This is a genomic window from Rhodococcus sp. MSC1_016 (genome assembly GCF_023667485.2).
GTDB lineage: Bacteria > Actinomycetota > Actinomycetes > Mycobacteriales > Mycobacteriaceae > Rhodococcus_F > Rhodococcus_F oxybenzonivorans.
The window spans coordinates 794,282-809,831 of record NZ_JAMOZI020000002.1 but is presented as its reverse complement, the minus strand read 5'-3'; the positions used below and the strand labels follow the sequence as shown (position 1 = coordinate 809,831).

General features: G+C 69.4%; 17 protein-coding genes and 1 pseudogene. 14 read left to right on the top strand and 4 right to left on the bottom strand.

Annotation, left to right across the window (positions count from 1 at the left end):
* Window positions 1-54: 54 nt before the first annotated feature.
* The 12 genes from L1080_RS36125 (at window position 55) to L1080_RS36070 (ending at window position 12,526) form a co-directional block, all read left to right on the top strand.
* Window positions 55-435, top strand: a complete 381-nt coding sequence (locus L1080_RS36125; protein ID WP_250773556.1) for a BlaI/MecI/CopY family transcriptional regulator — start codon at window positions 55-57, stop codon at window positions 433-435.
* Complete coding sequence (locus tag L1080_RS36120) at window positions 432-1,394, top strand: M56 family metallopeptidase (RefSeq protein ID WP_250773554.1); 963 nt, start codon at window positions 432-434, stop codon at window positions 1,392-1,394. Before L1080_RS36125 ends, L1080_RS36120 begins: the two co-directional genes overlap by 4 nt.
* A 113-nt stretch (window positions 1,395-1,507) precedes the next feature.
* Window positions 1,508-1,897, top strand: coding sequence for a putative copper homeostasis (lipo)protein LpqS (lpqS, locus tag L1080_RS36115; RefSeq protein ID WP_208964087.1), 390 nt, complete (start codon window positions 1,508-1,510; stop codon window positions 1,895-1,897).
* A gap of 108 nt (window positions 1,898-2,005) precedes the next feature.
* Window positions 2,006-3,124, top strand: a complete 1,119-nt coding sequence (locus L1080_RS36110; RefSeq protein ID WP_208964086.1) for a PLP-dependent cysteine synthase family protein — start codon at window positions 2,006-2,008, stop codon at window positions 3,122-3,124.
* Complete coding sequence (locus L1080_RS36105; RefSeq protein ID WP_250773552.1) at window positions 3,121-4,410, top strand: MFS transporter; 1,290 nt, start codon at window positions 3,121-3,123, stop codon at window positions 4,408-4,410. Before L1080_RS36110 ends, L1080_RS36105 begins: the two co-directional genes overlap by 4 nt.
* 124 nt (window positions 4,411-4,534) lie before the next feature.
* Window positions 4,535-6,082 (top strand): multicopper oxidase family protein, encoded by a 1,548-nt coding sequence (locus tag L1080_RS36100; RefSeq protein ID WP_250773550.1) that lies wholly within the window; start codon window positions 4,535-4,537, stop codon window positions 6,080-6,082.
* A gap of 88 nt (window positions 6,083-6,170) precedes the next feature.
* Window positions 6,171-6,992 (top strand): F510_1955 family glycosylhydrolase, encoded by an 822-nt coding sequence (locus L1080_RS36095; RefSeq protein WP_250773548.1) that lies wholly within the window; start codon window positions 6,171-6,173, stop codon window positions 6,990-6,992.
* Between the two features lie 6 nt (window positions 6,993-6,998).
* Window positions 6,999-8,933, top strand: coding sequence for a copper resistance CopC/CopD family protein (locus tag L1080_RS36090; protein ID WP_250773546.1), 1,935 nt, complete (start codon window positions 6,999-7,001; stop codon window positions 8,931-8,933).
* A 128-nt stretch (window positions 8,934-9,061) separates the two neighbouring features.
* Window positions 9,062-9,511, top strand: coding sequence for a DUF6153 family protein (locus tag L1080_RS36085; protein ID WP_250773544.1), 450 nt, complete (start codon window positions 9,062-9,064; stop codon window positions 9,509-9,511).
* 94 nt (window positions 9,512-9,605) lie between these two features.
* Window positions 9,606-10,280: a DUF305 domain-containing protein gene (locus L1080_RS36080; RefSeq protein ID WP_250773541.1), complete on the top strand. Its 675-nt coding sequence runs from the start codon at window positions 9,606-9,608 to the stop codon at window positions 10,278-10,280.
* Window positions 10,281-10,406: 126 nt separating this feature from the next.
* A complete protein-coding gene (locus L1080_RS36075; RefSeq protein ID WP_250773539.1) occupies window positions 10,407-11,642 on the top strand; it encodes a L,D-transpeptidase in 1,236 nt (411 codons plus the stop codon).
* 143 nt (window positions 11,643-11,785) lie between these two features.
* A complete protein-coding gene (locus L1080_RS36070; RefSeq protein WP_250773900.1) occupies window positions 11,786-12,526 on the top strand; it encodes a TVP38/TMEM64 family protein in 741 nt (246 codons plus the stop codon).
* Here the strand turns inward: L1080_RS36070 and merB (L1080_RS36065) are convergent.
* Genes merB (L1080_RS36065) through L1080_RS36050 form a run of 4 tightly spaced genes read right to left on the bottom strand, consistent with a single transcriptional unit; the run spans window position 12,516 to window position 13,921 of the window.
* On the bottom strand, window positions 12,516-12,797 hold the full coding sequence (merB, locus tag L1080_RS36065; RefSeq protein WP_374434595.1) for an organomercurial lyase: 282 nt from the start codon (window positions 12,795-12,797) through the stop codon (window positions 12,516-12,518). The genes L1080_RS36070 and merB (L1080_RS36065) overlap by 11 nt on opposite strands.
* A complete protein-coding gene (gene merB, locus L1080_RS36060) occupies window positions 12,794-13,012 on the bottom strand; it encodes an organomercurial lyase (protein ID WP_374434592.1) in 219 nt (72 codons plus the stop codon). Before merB (L1080_RS36060) ends, merB (L1080_RS36065) begins: the two co-directional genes overlap by 4 nt.
* Window positions 13,013-13,022: 10 nt before the next feature.
* The gene (locus L1080_RS36055) at window positions 13,023-13,520 is read right to left on the bottom strand and encodes a hypothetical protein (protein ID WP_250773537.1); all 498 of its coding nucleotides are present in this window, start codon (window positions 13,518-13,520) and stop codon (window positions 13,023-13,025) included.
* Complete coding sequence (locus L1080_RS36050; RefSeq protein WP_250773535.1) at window positions 13,517-13,921, bottom strand: MerR family transcriptional regulator; 405 nt, start codon at window positions 13,919-13,921, stop codon at window positions 13,517-13,519. Before L1080_RS36050 ends, L1080_RS36055 begins: the two co-directional genes overlap by 4 nt.
* A gap of 433 nt (window positions 13,922-14,354) precedes the next feature.
* Between L1080_RS36050 and L1080_RS36045 the strand changes: the two are divergent.
* Window positions 14,355-14,648: pseudogene (locus L1080_RS36045) on the top strand (ArsR/SmtB family transcription factor); the annotation flags it as partial.
* Window positions 14,649-14,666: 18 nt separating this feature from the next.
* Window positions 14,667-15,152 (top strand): SRPBCC family protein, encoded by a 486-nt coding sequence (locus L1080_RS36040; protein WP_250773898.1) that lies wholly within the window; start codon window positions 14,667-14,669, stop codon window positions 15,150-15,152.
* Window positions 15,153-15,550: the final 398 nt, after the last annotated feature.

Here is a 15,550-nt window from a genome sequence, read left to right as displayed (position 1 = left end):
CGAGACACGGCCCCGGAGTCGTAGGCTGGGGCGACGAAAACGGTGGGAGGGCACATGCGGGTGCGCGGGTTCGGCGAGCTCGAAGCGGTAGTGATGGAGCGGCTGTGGGACCAGAACGGGCCGACCACGGTCCGTGAGGTGTTCGACGACATGAGCCGGGACCGGGAGATTGCGTACACCACGGTGATGTCGACGATGGACAACCTGCACCGCAAGGGCTGGCTCGAGCGCGAGCGCAGCGGCAAGGCGTTCCGGTACTGGCCCACCCTGACCCGGGAGGAGCACAGCGCCCGGTTGATGCGGGAGGCCTTCCACTCCGGCGGCAGGTCGGATGTGGTCTTGACCCACTTCTTCGAGCAGATGAGCGAGGAGGAGGCCGCCGGTCTTCGGGTGGCGTTGCAGCGGATGGCCGCCGACGAGGACGCCGCCCGATGATGAGCGCAGCGGCGTGTTTCCTGCTGTTCAGTGGGATCGTGGCCGTTGCCGGTCCCCCGGTGCTGCGGCGCCTGACCCATGGCGGCCTCGCCCCGCGACTGGGCGTGCTCGCCTGGACTGCGGCGATCGCCGCCGTGGTGCTCTCGTGGGCGATGGCCGCACTGCTGGTTGTGTCCGATCTGCTCCGGTACCGGACTCTTCCCGGCGGCTCGATGATCGGGGCGTGCCTGGCCCGCCTGCAGGAGACGGTCGGTGGCGCCGACACCGTCTTCGAGATGGTGGGAGTCACGGTCGCCGCGGCGGTGGTGTCGGCCACCGCGTGGATCGGGGGTCGACTCGCTGTGGGTCTGGTGCGTCTGCGGATGCACACCCACGGACACGCCCGCCGCGCCCGCCTGATCGGCCGCCGGGTGCGTGGCGTCGATGCGGTGGTCATCGACAACGCCGAGCGCGTCGCCTACTGCGCCGCAGGTCGCCCGCACGCCGTGGTGATCACCACCGCCGCCCTCGCGGCCCTCGACGACCGGCAGGTCCAGGCTGTCCTTGCGCACGAGCGGGCCCATCTGGCCGGGCATCACGCGCAGATACTCGCCGTCCTGCGGGTGCTGGCCGCCGCCCTGCCCCCGATCACCGTGTTCACCGCCGGCGCGATCGAGGTGGCTCGCCTGCTGGAGATGTGCGCCGACGACTCCGCCGCCCGCGTGCACGGCTCGCGGACCCTGCTCACCGGTCTGATCGCGTTGTCCGCTCCGGCGCAGGTCCCCGATGGCGCCCTCGGCGCAGGCAACATCGCCCTCCTGGACCGGGCCGGACGACTGGCCTCCCCACCGCCGCGGTCGGCGAAGATGCGGGTGCGGGTGTTGTCGGCGGCCGTGGCCGCCGCACTGAGCGCCGCCCCGATCATTCTGGTCGTACTCGAGGTGACCGGAAACATGTGGTGCCTCCCAGCGGCTTGGTGACCAGCGGGGATCAACACCGCGCACCCACATCCCCGAGTTATCTGGACCAACGCCCAGGTCATGGCTGCTACAGTCGGGAAATTGTGACGGCTCTTGCGATACGCCCCCCGCGTATGCGGACGGTAGTTGCGGTCGCCGCTGTCCTGTATCTGCTCGCGCACACGATCGCCCAGTGCGGCATCTTCCTCGCGCACGGTCACGAGGGCGAGGACGTCCACGTCTCCTCCTCGTCAGCCCTTCCGGCCGATGAACTCACGCCCGGGCACGCGCACGTCGACGACGGATCGACCCACGTGTCCCACGAGGCGCACACCGTCGTCGCGATGCCCCGGGCCGACAATCCGCTCCGCCCGCTGACCATCGCCGCGGTCGTCGCGATGGCACTGGCGGTGGTGCTGGTGGTGCTGTCGGCGCCGCGCACTCCGCGGGCCCCGCCGGACGTGCCCATCCCCATCCGGCCCGGCCGGACCGTCTTGAACGAACTCTGTATCAACAGGTGCTGATCAGCAGCCCGCAGGCCATCTGAGGACTTTCCCTCGTGGCCCAGCTCGCGCTGCCCATCACTCACCCACTGCTCTTGTCGCAGTCACATACAGGGATTTCTTTTCATCATGAACAGTGCTGTTCCTGCCACCCTCGTTCCACCCTCCTCCTCCGCCGCCCCGCTGCCGGCCGACGCTCACCGGTGCCCGCAACCGAGCACCATGGTCGGCAACACTCCCGTGCTGTGGATCGGTGAACCGTTCGCCGATTCCGGCCGCGGCTTCTGGGCGAAACTCGAAGGCAGCAATCCCGGCGGGATGAAAGACCGCCCCGCCCTACACATGGTCGAGAAGGCGAAGGCGCGCGGTGACCTCGCCCCCGGGGCAACGATCATCGAATCCACCAGCGGAACCCTCGGCCTGGGCCTGGCGTTGGCCGGGATCACCCATCACCATCCCGTCACCCTGGTCACCGACCCTGGTCTGGAACCGATCGTGCACCGGATGCTCGCCGCCTACGGCGCCCACGTCGAATTGGTCACCACCCCCCATCCCACCGGCGGCTGGCAGCAGGCCCGGCGCGAGAAGGTCGCCGAACTCCTGGCTGCCCATCCCGGGTCGTGGTGCCCGGATCAATACACCAACCCCGACAATGTCGAGGCGTACGAGTCGCTCGCGCATGAACTCATCGCCCAGCTCGGCCGCGTCGACACGCTGGTGTGCTCGGTGGGCACCGGCGGGCACTCCGCCGGTGTGGCCCGGGTGCTGCGCCAGTTCAACCCCGACCTGAAACTGGTCGGCGTCGACACCGTCGGATCGACCATCTTCGGGCAACCCGCCAGTACCCGGCTGATGCGCGGGCTCGGATCGAGCATCTATCCCGACAACATCGACTATCCCGCGTTCGACGAGGTGCACTGGGTGGCCCCGCACGAGGCGGTGTGGTCGTGCCGCACCCTGGCCGCCACCCACCACGCCAGCGGCGGCTGGAGCGTCGGCGCCGTCGCGTTGACCGCCGGGTGGATCGCCCGCACCAGCCCACCGGACACCCGGGTCGCGGCGGTCTTCCCCGACGGTCCGCAACGCTACTTCGACACCATCTACAACGACGACTACTGCGCCGAGCACGGCCTGCTGAACGCGAACCCGCCGACCGAGCCGGCGACCATCGACCACCCGACCGACCAGATCGTGCAGTCCTGGACCCGGTGCGCCACCGTGGTCGATCCCACAGAGAGCGTTTCATGAACAACCTTCTGACCCAGTTCCGCAGCTTCGACCGGCCCGCCCAGGTGCTGATGGTCAACCAGTTCTCCATCAACGTGGGCTTCTACATGCTGATGCCGTATCTGGCCGGGTACCTGGCCGGACCCCTGGGTCTGGCGGCGTGGGCGGTCGGGCTGGTGCTGGGTATGCGGAACTTCTCCCAGCAGGGGATGTTCCTGCTCGGCGGCACCCTCGCCGACCGCCTCGGCTACAAACCGCTGATCGTCGCCGGCTGCCTGCTGCGGGTCGCCGGGTTCGTGCTGCTCGCGGCCGTGGAATCGCTGCCGGCGATCCTGCTCGCCTCGGTGGCCACCGGGTTCGCCGGGGCGCTGTTCAATCCGGCGGTGCGGGCGTATCTAGCCGCCGACGCGGGGCCACGGCGGGTCGAGGCGTTCGCGGTGTTCAACGTGTTCTATCAGGCCGGGATTCTGCTGGGCCCGTTGATCGGCCTCGCCCTGACCACCCTCGATTTCCGGGTCACCGCGCTGGCCGCGGCCGCGGTCTTCGCCGTGCTGACGATCGTGCAGATCTGGGCGCTGCCCGCGCACAAGGCCGCACCGCCCACGGCCAAGACGTCGGTCCTCGAGGACTGGCGGGTGGTGGTCGCCAACCGGCCCTTCGTGCTGTTCGCGCTGGCGATGATCGGGTCCTACGTGCTCTCGTTCCAGATCTATCTGGCGCTGCCCCTGCAGGCGGCGGTGGTGGTCGGCGACGGCCGGTCCGACACCGCCCTGGTGACCTCGCTGTTCGTGGTCTCGGGGGTGGTGGCGATCGCCGGGCAGCTGCGGATCACGTCCTGGTTCTCCCGCCGGTGGGGTTCGGGACGGTCCCTGGTGGTCGGCATGGCGATCATGGCGCTGGCGTTCCTGCCGCTGATCGCGCTACCGGGCCCGGCCACCGCCGGTGGGTGGGCCGCCGCCGGCGCCCTGGTGCTCACCGCCGCCCTGTTGGCGGTCGGCACCGCCGCGGTGTTTCCGTTCGAGATGGACACGGTCGTCGCCCTCTCCGGCGGCCGGCTCGTGGCCACCCATTACGGCTTCTACAACACCGTCGTCGGCGTGGGGATCCTGCTCGGCAACCTGGGCACCGGTGCCGTCTTCGGGATCCTGCGCGATGCGGAACTGGGTGCGCTGATCTGGGTGGCGTTGACCGGTGTCGGGGCGGTGTGTGTCATCGCCCTGTACCTGCTCGACCGCTCCGCCCGGCTCGACCCGCCACCGGCCGAACCGGCGGTGACCGAGACCGACGAGGTACCGGCCGCGAGCTAGCCGCCGGGTTTACGCCCTGGTCAGGCCCCCACCCCACCCCATCTACTATGCAACTACGTAGATTGGGTGTGGTGCTCGGCCGAGGTGTCCCGTGCCGTCCGCTGCGTCCGAACAGGAGTTGTGCATGATCGAACCGTCGTTTTCCGGCGCCGCCCGCCTGTCGCGCCGGAACTTTCTAGCGCTGGCCGGCCTGGGGGTAGCGGCGACGGCGGCCGCGTGCAGCAGGGGCGGCGGCGCCGCAGCGGTGCCCACCCCTGTCGGCCCCGACTCGGCGGCGGTGCGGGCGGCCGAGCAGGTCCGCCGAGCCACTATCGGGACCGGGAACACGGTCCGCGCCTCGCTGCAGGCTCGGCCGACCCGGATCGACCTGGGTGGTGTGCAGGTCGATACCTGGGCCTACGGCGACCGGATCCCCGGCCGGGAAATCCGGTTGCGACGCGGGGATCTGCTCCGCGCCGAGCTGAGCAACGACCTACCGGCCGAGTCGACCATCCACTGGCACGGCCTCGCGCTGCGCAACGACATGGACGGGGTGCCCGGGTTGACCCAGGCCGCCATCGCCTCCCGCAGCCCGTTCACCTACGAGTTCCTCGCCCCGGACGCCGGCACCCACTGGCTCCACCCCCACGTCGGGATGCAGTTCGACCGGGGCCTCTACGCCCCGGTCATCGTGGAAGACCCCGCCGAAGGCGCCGATTACGACCTCGAGGCCGTTCTGGTGCTCGACGACTGGCTCGACGGGGTCGCCGGACGCACCCCGGATCAGCAACTCGACGCCCTGCGCCGGGGTGGGATGCCGATGATGAGCGGCATGGACCACGGCGGCATGAGCGGGATGGGGATGGGGGCACCGGTCGATCCGGGGAACCCGCTCGGCGCCGACACCGGCGACGTGCAGTACCCCTACTATCTGATCAACGGCACCCTCGGCGCCGACCCGTTCACGGTGCGGGCCCGCCCCGGTCAGCGGGTGCGGCTGCGGATCATCAACGCCGGCGCGGACACCGCGTTCCGCCTCGCCGTCGGTGGCCATCAGCTGACCGTCACCCACAGCGACGGATATCCGGTGCAGCCGGTCACCGGGTCATCGCTGCTGATCGGCATGGGTGAGCGGTTCGATGCGATCGTCACCCTCGGTGACGGGGTCTTCCCCCTCGTCGCCTCCGCCGAGGGCAAGCAGGGTCAGGGGTTCGCGGTGATCCGCACCGGGGCCGGCGGGCGACTCGACCCGGGTGTGCGGCCTGCCGAGCTCGACGCACCCCCGATCACCGGCCTGGCTCTGCGCGCCCGCGAGGATGTTCGGCTCGACCGCCGGGCCCCGGACCGGGTGCACGAGCTGATGCTGGGGATGGACATGTCCGGGTATCGGTGGACGATCAACGGCGCCGCCTACGGCGAGCACACCCCCCTCGAGATCAGCCAAGGTCAGCGGGTGCGGCTGCGGTTCGTCAACCAGACCATGATGTTTCATCCCATGCACCTGCACGGGCACACCTTCCAGGTCGTCGACGGCCAGGGCGCCGGTCCCCGCAAGGACACCACCCTGGTGCTGCCGAACCAGAGCGTCGAGGTCGACCTCGACGCGGACAACCCCGGTCAGTGGCTGGTGCACTGCCACAACCTCTATCACGGCGAAGCCGGGATGATGACCACCCTGTCCTACACCGAATAAACCCCTGTCACACCGACATCCGAGATGCACTGTCGGTGCGCCCCTGATTTCCCCGTTCCTCTCCTCGCGTACAGAATGAGACCTGAAGATGCCTGCCCACCGGATCACCCGCACCCTGCTGCCCACCGCCGCCGCTGCCCTGCTCCTGCTCACCGGCTGCACCTCCGGGGCCGACGAGGCCACGAAACCCGACACCTCCGTGCCGACAGTCGATTTCAACCCCGAACTGTCCCATGTGCACGGACTGCACGTGGGTAAGGACGGCACCGTGCTGGCCGGCACGCACACGGGTATCTTCGCCATCGACGCCTCCGGTGCCACCTCCCGAGTCGGCGCCTCCGATGACGACTTCATGGGGTTGACCGGCGTCCCGAACACCGACAACCTCTACGCCTCCGGTCACCCCGGGCCCTCCAGTTTCGCCGCCAACCCCCTGGGACTGCGCAGCAGCACCGACCGGGGGGTGAGTTGGATGGACCGCTCCCTGGCCGGGGAGGTTGATTTCCACACCCTGACCACGGACGGCCGGGTCCTGGTCGGCCACGACGGCACCGATGGGCTGCGCGTCTCGACCGACGGCGGCGCCACCTGGACCCCGGGCGCGGAACTTGTCGCCGGCGCACTGGCGATCAACGACAGCGGGGTGTGGGCGGTGACTCCGGCTGGTCTCGAACACAGCACCACCGCCGCCCGCACGTTCTCGCCCGTACCGAACGCCCCACGCCTGGCGATGCTCGCCGGCGCCGGGGATGCGCTGTGGGGCATCGACGAGGACGGATACGCCTGGCGCAGCCGCGAAGGACAGAACTGGGAAAAACGCTCTCAGGTCGGCACCGTCGATGCGTTGACCGCCGCCAACTACGACACCGCCTACGCCGCCACCTCGCAGGCGCTCTACACCCTGAACTGACCCGGCATGCCCACCGCCGCCCGACCTCTGCGTCGCGGCCTCGCCCTGGTGCTGGCCACGCTCGCGATGACGGTCGCCGGGGCAGGGCCGGCCAGCGCCCATCCCACCCTGCTGTTCACCGACCCCGGACCGGACACCGCGGTCGCCGACTCCCCACCCACGATCACGTTGATGTTCAACGAGCCGGTCACTCCCGGAGCGCCGGCGATCGTCGTCACCGACAGCGACGACCGAACGGTGCCGATGGGAGTCGCCGAGACCGCCCGGGACGGGCGTGTGCTCACCGCCCGCCCGGCCGAGGCGCTGACACCGGGCACCTACACCGTGCGCTGGCAGGTGACCGGCGCCGACGGTGATCTGGTCGAGCAGGACTTCCGGTTCGCCGTCGGTCTCGCTCTGACGGGCGCCGCAAGCGCGGGCGACGGCGGGTCGACGTCCTGGCGTGATGCTGCGTTGCGGTGGTTGCTGTTCCTCGGGCTCGCCCTCGCGTTCGGTGGCCTGATCGCCGAACGCGTCACCATCACCGCCCGGCGAGAGGATCCGGCGCTACCGGCGCTGCGGTCCCCGGTGCCGGCCGGCGCCCTCCTCGGGTTGGCCGGTGTCCTCGGACTTGGCGCGGCACTGGCCGCATCCGCGGGCACGGTGAGTGTGCTGTGGCAGCAACGCCCAGGCCTGGTTTTGCTCACCGAGGCCGCCGGATTGGTGGTGGCCGCCGCGCTGGCCTCTACCGGGCGGCGGGGGTGGGCGGCGGTGCCGCTGGTGCTGGTGATCGCCGCGGAAGGGGTGCGCTCGCACGCCAATATCGCCTCACCCGGGTGGGGCGGCGCGATGACCGCCATCCACCTGGCGGCCGCCGCGATCTGGGTGGGCGCCCTGCTGCACACCGCCCGCGCGGTGCTGGCCTGGTGGAGTGAGCGGGCCGCGGTGCGGTGGGTGCTGGCGGGATACACCCGGCTGGCGGTGTGGACCTTCCTGGTCGTCGCCGCCACCGGCACCGCCACCGCCCTGCAACTGATCCCGGTCTCCGCCCTGCTGTCCACCGCCTACGGTCAGGTGCTGGTGATCAAACTGGTGCTGGTCGCCGCCGCGGCCGCGGTGGCACTGGCGGCCCGGTGGTCGCTGCGCGCCCCGGAGCGGCTCCCCGCGGTGCGGAATCGGATTCGTGCCGAAAGCACGCTGTTGATCGCGGTCCTGGCGGCCAGCGCCGCCCTGGTCTCCACCACCCCGGCCGACAACTCCCAGCAACCCGGTCCCCCACCGCCGGTAGGTCCGGTCCTGCCGCTGGGAACCCTCGCCGGGCAGGTCGGGGTGTCGGTCGCCGCCAGCGACGGGCAACTGGTGGTGCGGTTGTCCACTCCGCGGCGCGGCGACTACTACGCCCCCGAACCGGGCCAGGACTTCACCCTCACCGGGCGGATCGCCGCGGCGGAAGGCGACGACAGAACGCTCGCCCTGCGCGGGTGCGGGCCGGGATGTTTCGTCGCGCCGGCCACCTGGCAGGGTGGGGACAACGTGCTCACCCTCGGTGTGGCCGCGGCGGGCTGGCAGGGCGACACGGTCAGTCTGCTCGTGCCCTGGCCCACCTCACCCGGCGGCGCCGACCTGGCCCGCGCCGTGGCCGCGACCCGCGCCGAGGGCGAGCTGACCGTGTACGAGTCGGTGACCAGCGACACCACCACCACTGCGCCCGAGCCGCAGCGACTCGACCTTCCCGCCGACTTCTTCCTGGCCCAGGAGCCGTACGCCGATGGCACCGCCCCGCTGGCCGTCCGGTTGCCGCACCAGGATGGGACCGTGCGGTTGGCGCTCGGCTATCCGGCCGCCGGGATGACTGTGCTGCTGACCCTCGACGGCGCCGGCCGGATCAGCGAGGAAACGCTCACCGACACCAAACATCTCGTCACCCGCAGATTCCTCTACCCGGAACCCGACGGGACATGAGCGGCGGGCGATCGCATCAGGTCGGGACACCACCCGGCCCGCAACCGGCCGGTGGCGCTGGCTCCGGCGACACCGTGACCCGGTCGTGCCCTTCACCGCGTCGACCTCGACACCGGGTCAGTAACATCATGGCTGTGAAAGCGCTGGGTACGACGCCGACGCCGCAGCACCTGCTGCGGCTGGCCGCTGTCGTCGCGGTGCTCTTCGGTGTCCTCCTCATGCATTCCTCCCCGCTGCTCGACCACTCCGGCATGCACCCCACCGCATCGGGGCATCATTCCGGTGCGCCGGCACATGCGCACGACGGCACCGCGGCGCCGGTGGCCCTCGGGGATGTTCCCGTCGCGCTGGCCGGGACCGGGTGTGAGGGCACCGACTGCAGCGACCACACGGGCCTGCATCTGTGCATGTCCGTGATGACGATCGCCGCGGCGCTGGTCCTGGCCCGCTGGTACGCCACCGCCACCACCGGGCAGACCACGGTCCCCGGTCTGCGGGCCCTGCTGCGTCACCGCGCCGGCCGGGCGCCGCCGTGGACGACTCCCACCCTCGCGCAACTGTCGGTGTTGCGGGTGTGACAGGTGACCCACATCAGGTGGGTCACCCATGCAGACGTCTCTCATGCACGCCTGCTTCACCTTTCACACACCGACTTTTCGAGGAGTCCTATTCATGTGGTCTTTGCGTTCCCCCCGTGCCCGTGTCGCCCTGTCCGCCGCCGCCGTGTCCGGAGTCCTGCTCCTCGCCGGCTGTAGCGACAACAGCGGCGGCGGCCACGACATGAGCCAAATGTCGAACAACGCCGCGAGCACCACGTCGAGCTCGTCCACCACCACGGGTGCGGTCGCCTTCAATGACGCCGACGTGATGTTCCTGCAAATGATGTATCCCCACCACGCGCAGGCCGTCGAGATGGCGAACATGGCCCTAGGCCGCACCACCAATCCGCAGGTACTCGACCTCGCCAAAAACATTGCCGCAGCTCAAGGACCGGAAATGGAGCAGATGACCGCCCTGCTCGCGCAGCGGGGCCTGACGGTTCCCTCCACCGACGCCAGCGGCGGCATGAGCGGAATGAACCACGGCGGACCGAGCGGCGCGGCCGAGGGCGGCATGAGCGGAATGATGACACCGGAGCAGATGACCGATCTGGCCGGTAAGAGCGGCGCCGACTTCGACACCGCCTGGCTGAACATGATGATCGAACACCACACCGGTGCGATCGAGATGGCCCAGACCGAGCTGGCCGACGGAGAAAACGCCGAGGCCAAGCAGATGGCTACCGACATCATCGCCGCCCAGCAGGCGGAGATCACCACCATGCAGGCACTGCTGCAACAGAACTAACCCGATGAGGGTGGGACCGCGGCCCTTCCCGGTCCCACCCTCCTCCCCCTACGCACGCACAGCGTGCACCCCACCCTTTTTTTCGGCCCCCGCTTCGCCGCCGCCTCGCCGGTATGGAGGAACCCCATGAACACTCGCCCGCCACGTCGGACCCCGGTCCTGCTCGCCCTGGCGATCCTGATCGCAGTTCTGGCCGCCTGCGCCCCGTCCGGAACCGGATCATCCTCGCCGAGCGGCGACGCGAATCCGGCCGCCCCGCCAGCCCCCACGATCACCATCGATCCCGCCGATGGAGCCGACACCGTCAACCCCGCGGACCCGGTGTCGGTCGACACGACCGGTGGGACCCTCGAATCGGTCACGATGACCAACAACGAAGGCAGAGTCATCGAGGGCATCTTCACCCCCGACCGCATCGCCTGGAAACCCGGAATCCCCCTGGGATACGGCAAGACCTACACCATCACCGCCGCCGCACTCCACGACGACGGCACCCGCACCGAGCGGACCAGCACCTTCTCCACCGTGCGACCGGGCAACCTCACCAAACCGACCTTCGTGACCTCGGGCGGTAACCTCCTCACCGACGGCGGCACCTTCGGCATCGGAATCGTCATCGTCACCCACTTCGACGAGCCGATCACCGACCGCGCCGCCGCCGAGAAAACGCTGACCGTGGAAACCACCCCGCCGGTGCAGGGATCCTGGCACTGGGCCGACGATCAGAACGTGCACTGGCGGCCCCAGAACTACTACACCCCCGGCACCACGGTCACCGCCCGCGCCAACGTCTACGGCGTCGACCTCGGCGGCGGACTGTTCGGCCAGGAGGATGCCGCCACCTCGTTCACCATCGGCGACGCCCACATCTCCATCGCCGACGACATCACCAAACAGATCACCGTCACCAACAACGGGGAAGTCGTGCGCACCATGCCCACCTCGATGGGCATGGGCGGCAGCGAAACCATCAACGGGCAAACCCTGACTTTCTGGACCCAGCCCGGCATTTACACCGTCATCGACAAGGCCAACCCGGTGGTCATGGATTCCTCGACCTATGGGCTTCCGGTCAATTCGAGGCTCGGCTACAAGGAAACGATCAACTACGCCACCCGCATCAGCAACGACGGCATCTACCTCCACGAACTCGAGGACACCGTGTGGGCGCAGGGCAACACCAACGTTTCCCACGGCTGCCTGAACCTCAGCCGAGCCCACGCCCAATGGTTCTACGACTTCTCCGTTCCCGGCGACATCGTCGAAGTCCGCAACACCGGTGGGGCACCGCTCGAGTTGTGGCAGAACGGTGACTGGAGTGTGCCCTGGGATCAATGGGTGGCCGGAAGCGCGCTGGCGTGACCCCACCGTCCTGGGTGCCGCGCACCCACACCGCCTACACCGCCGTGGTGGACGGTTCGGGCGGTGAGCTGGCACCGCGCGACGATGCCAGCCTCTCCGCCGGCGACACCTCCGCCAGAACCCAAAGCGGCGGGACCCGCTGGGTGCCCACGATCCTGCACGATCGCCGAGTCCTCGCCACCGTGGCGGCGCTGGCCGCGCTGGCAGTGGCCGCCGCCCTCGTCCCCCGCCCCCCGATCTCCGCGGTGCGCGGCTGGGCGGAGTCGATGGGCCCGGCGTTCGTGGTGGTGTTCTTCCTGACCCAGGCGGTGCTGACGATCGCCCCGGTGCCGCGCACGGTGTTCACCCTCAGCGCCGGGCTGTTGTTCGGCCCCGCCGCCGGAGTCACCGTAACGATCGCCGCCACCACGGTCAGCGCCGTGCTTGCGCTGCTGCTGGTGCGCACGCTCGGGCGCACCGCCGTACAAGCGCGCCTGACGCACCCCGCAGTCAAGGCCATCGATGCCCGGTTGGCCCGGCGGGGATGGCTCGCGGTCGGATCCCTGCGGCTCATCGCCCCGGCACCGTTCGCCCTGGTCAACTACTGCTCCGGACTCTCCGCGGTGCGCCTGCTGCCCTACACCGCCGCCACCATGGTCGGGATTCTGCCGGGCACGGTCGCGGTGGTGTTACTCGGGGACGCATTGACCGGACAAACGAATCCGGCACTGATGGTGGTGACCGCGGTCTGCGTGACGGCCGGGGTAGCGGGATTGCTGATCGACACCCGCCTGCCCGTGTCACGCACCGCGGGCAGGTCTACCGCTACCCAGGCAAGCACTTCGTCTTCCACCGCGCCCAGCTCACTCTCTGCTGAGCATTCTTCCCCCGTCCTCAAGTGGTGAGCGCCCCGCCGAAAATTGCCGCCCCAAGTCGAGTCGCCTCGGCGAGGCCGACGACGGTGCCGGCTACCTGTGGATGCTCGGCGATCCAGGACTTGGCGGTCGCGGCGCTGGCGAAAAAGTTCAGTGTGGTGCAGCAGGCGTCCGCGGAAGGTCCATGACCGGCCGCCGCGCCGACGAACACCACCACGGTGGTCGGTGTCGCGATGGCGCTTTCCTCGTGCACGGTTACGGTGATCCGCTTACCGGTCACCGGATCGGCCGAATCGATCACCACCTCGGTGCGAGCATCGCAGATATCCCCAGTGCGTCGACCGCGCACATCGCGTAGACGGTCGACCCGCCCCCGATAGATGCCCGGTGTAGGGTCGGCGAGGCGGAGAACGGATACGCCGACGTGATCCGCCCGGCCGGGTCCAGCCGGATCACGTCCGCAACATGCAACCGGTCCAGAACCCGCCGACCGGGCTCACCGAATTCGGCTGCCACCGCGTCCAGCTCAGCTTCCTCGGACGCTTCGCCACGATCGGCGAACGCCCGCAGAATCGCATGATGGACCGCCCGCTCGGCCGGAGTCTGCGGCCGCGCCGCATCGCGCCACCCACCCAACCCAGCCAGCGGCGATTCCGCCGCAGCACCCGCTGAGCACCAGTCGCCCCCGCCCGTCGGCGGGCTCGCCCGCCGTGTCGGCCGCGGCCACGTGCAGCGCCTGCCGCAACGCCGCCACCGACGGGGCGCCCCCGACCCCGCCGCTCTCGGCGGGATAGAGCCGACAGGACACACTCGGCACCAGCCCGGGTACTGCGAACGGGTCCGCGCCGTCGACGAGCAGGGTGGGTGAGCCGGTCATGCCGGCGTCGACGGCGACCGCCGGGTCATCGATCACCCGATGCGAGATCTCCACCTCGGACTGCTGATCTGCCAGAACATTCTCGAGCCGTTGCTCGAGCAACGCCACGTTGGGGCAACCTGGAACGTGCAGGATTTCCAGCCTCATCGGTCATCTCCTTCGGTGTGCAGGGTGTGCAGGAGGGGGCAGCACCGGTCAGTTCGTGGCCGCTCGCATGTAGCGACGAGATCCGCGAGGGACCGCTGCATGCGTTGCAGGTCGGCGATCTTCTCGGCCAATTGAGCCAGCTTGGCGTCGGCGAGTTCCCGGGCCGTGTCGCAGTCCTCCGGTCCACCCTCGGCCAGATGCAACAGATCCTCGATCTGATCAAGGCTGAACCCGTGCCCCTGAGCCCGTTTGACGAATCGGACCACCGCAACGGCGTCGGCCGAATACGCCCGATACCCGGCCGGCGACCGCGGCGGCGGCGCCAACAAGCCGCGGTGCTCGTAGTACCGCAGCGTCTGAACATTCACCCCGGTGACAGCGGCGACCTCACTGCTTCGCATGTCGCCATTCTCAACCCCGTACCCGACTATCGAGTCAAGTCCGCACGGGCCAGGTCGGCGGCGAGGGCTTCGGCAACCCGATCCCACGCCGGAACCGGCCAGGCGCCTCTACAGTCAGAGATTCTTACCCACACCACGGCACCACCCGGGCTGCCTGACGACCTACGGCCCTGGGATGTCGACAGGCGTGTAGGTTCCACGGCTCGGTGTCACTTCTCGGTGCTTCCGACCTATGGTTCTCAACGTCGTGTCAGTGGGTGATTCTGACGAACTTGTCGGAACCTCAGCCCGGTCGCTACCACTAAGGCGATCGATCGCCGATCGCAAACGATGGGCACCCACGCGGGGTGTACGTCCATTGCCGACTTGAGCGGGTTTGCTGGACATCTCTTGACAGCGACGCTCCGTAAGCGAAGACTTACCGTTCGTATACACTTACCAAGCTGGAGACGAATGGGGCGCGCTCGCTGATCGAACGAGGCGCACGATCCTCGAGCGCCTGGCCGAGGGCCCGTGCGCGGTCGGTGAACTCGCCCGCGAGCTGCCGATCAGCCGGCCGGCGGTCTCGCAACATTTGAAGGTGCTCAAGGACGCCGGGCTGGTTAGCGACCGGGCGGTCGGCACCCGCCGCATCTATCACCTCGACCCGGCCGGGATCAGCGTGCTGCGCACGCAGCTCGACCGGTTCTGGGCGCAGGCCCTGACCGCCTTCAAGGACGCGGTCGAACAACCCGCAGGAGAGGTCATGACACAGACACACACCGAACCGGTGCAACAACAGATCGTGGTGAACGCAGGTTTGGAGCGCGCGTTCGCGCTGTTCGTCGAGCGATTCGATGCGATCAAGCCGCGGGAACACAACATCATGGCGGTCCCGATCGCCGAGACCGTGTTCGAACCGAGGGTGGGCGGCCACATCTACGACCGCGGGGTGGACGGCACGCAATGCCGGTGGGCGCGGGTGCTCGCCTATGAGCCGCCGAACCGGGTGGTGTTCAGTTGGGACATCAACGGGCACTGGCAGATCGAGACCGATCCGGCCAAGACCAGTGAGGTGGAGGTTCGGTTCATCGCCGAATCCGCCGATCACACCCGGGTCGAGCTCGAGCACCGTAACCTGCAGCGCCACGGTGAGGGTTGGGAAGCGGTCCGCGACGGTGTCGGACACGACGCCGGGTGGCCGCTCTACCTGCAGCGTTACCGCGACGCCGTCGACACCGAGCAGCGCTGATGGCACCGATCACCACCAAGTAAAGAGGTCGACCGCCCACCGGGGCAGGTGTTCGCCTTTCGTCACCGACCCGACCCGCTTCGCCCAGTGGCAGGAGGGTGTGGTCGGCGGCCACATGGACGGCGGCGGAACCCCGCGGGTCGGCGAGAAATGCCTCACCCCACACGTCGCATCGGGTTCGCCGAGCGCCCGGTCACGTCCGAACTGACGCATATCGATCCGCCCAGCGCCTGGGGTGTACACGGGGTCGACGGGCCGATCCGTGCGGTGGTGGAGGTGACCGTCGATCCGCTCGACTCGGGACACCGCTCACGGCTGACGATCGCGGCCGACTTCGAAAGGCCGTGGGGTCGGGAAGCTGCTCGTGCCCCTGGCGGTGCGTCCACAGGCCCGCAAAG

Bases quoted from the DNA above. Each gene is read 5' to 3' on its own strand.
- L1080_RS36040 (WP_250773898.1), top strand. From the start codon at position 14,667: ATGACACAGACACACACCGAACCGGTGCAACAACAGATCGTGGTGAAC.
- lpqS (WP_208964087.1), top strand. From the start codon at position 1,508: ATGCGGACGGTAGTTGCGGTCGCCGCTGTCCTGTATCTGCTCGCGCAC.
- L1080_RS36080 (WP_250773541.1), top strand. From the start codon at position 9,606: ATGTGGTCTTTGCGTTCCCCCCGTGCCCGTGTCGCCCTGTCCGCCGCC.
- L1080_RS36055 (WP_250773537.1), bottom strand. From the start codon at position 13,520: ATGAGGCTGGAAATCCTGCACGTTCCAGGTTGCCCCAACGTGGCGTTG.
- L1080_RS36075 (WP_250773539.1), top strand. From the start codon at position 10,407: ATGAACACTCGCCCGCCACGTCGGACCCCGGTCCTGCTCGCCCTGGCG.
- L1080_RS36105 (WP_250773552.1), top strand. From the start codon at position 3,121: ATGAACAACCTTCTGACCCAGTTCCGCAGCTTCGACCGGCCCGCCCAG.
- L1080_RS36050 (WP_250773535.1), bottom strand. From the start codon at position 13,921: ATGCGAAGCAGTGAGGTCGCCGCTGTCACCGGGGTGAATGTTCAGACG.
- L1080_RS36085 (WP_250773544.1), top strand. From the start codon at position 9,062: ATGGCTGTGAAAGCGCTGGGTACGACGCCGACGCCGCAGCACCTGCTG.
- L1080_RS36095 (WP_250773548.1), top strand. From the start codon at position 6,171: ATGCCTGCCCACCGGATCACCCGCACCCTGCTGCCCACCGCCGCCGCT.
- L1080_RS36090 (WP_250773546.1), top strand. From the start codon at position 6,999: ATGCCCACCGCCGCCCGACCTCTGCGTCGCGGCCTCGCCCTGGTGCTG.
- L1080_RS36110 (WP_208964086.1), top strand. From the start codon at position 2,006: ATGAACAGTGCTGTTCCTGCCACCCTCGTTCCACCCTCCTCCTCCGCC.
- L1080_RS36125 (WP_250773556.1), top strand. From the start codon at position 55: ATGCGGGTGCGCGGGTTCGGCGAGCTCGAAGCGGTAGTGATGGAGCGG.
- L1080_RS36100 (WP_250773550.1), top strand. From the start codon at position 4,535: ATGATCGAACCGTCGTTTTCCGGCGCCGCCCGCCTGTCGCGCCGGAAC.
- L1080_RS36120 (WP_250773554.1), top strand. From the start codon at position 432: ATGATGAGCGCAGCGGCGTGTTTCCTGCTGTTCAGTGGGATCGTGGCC.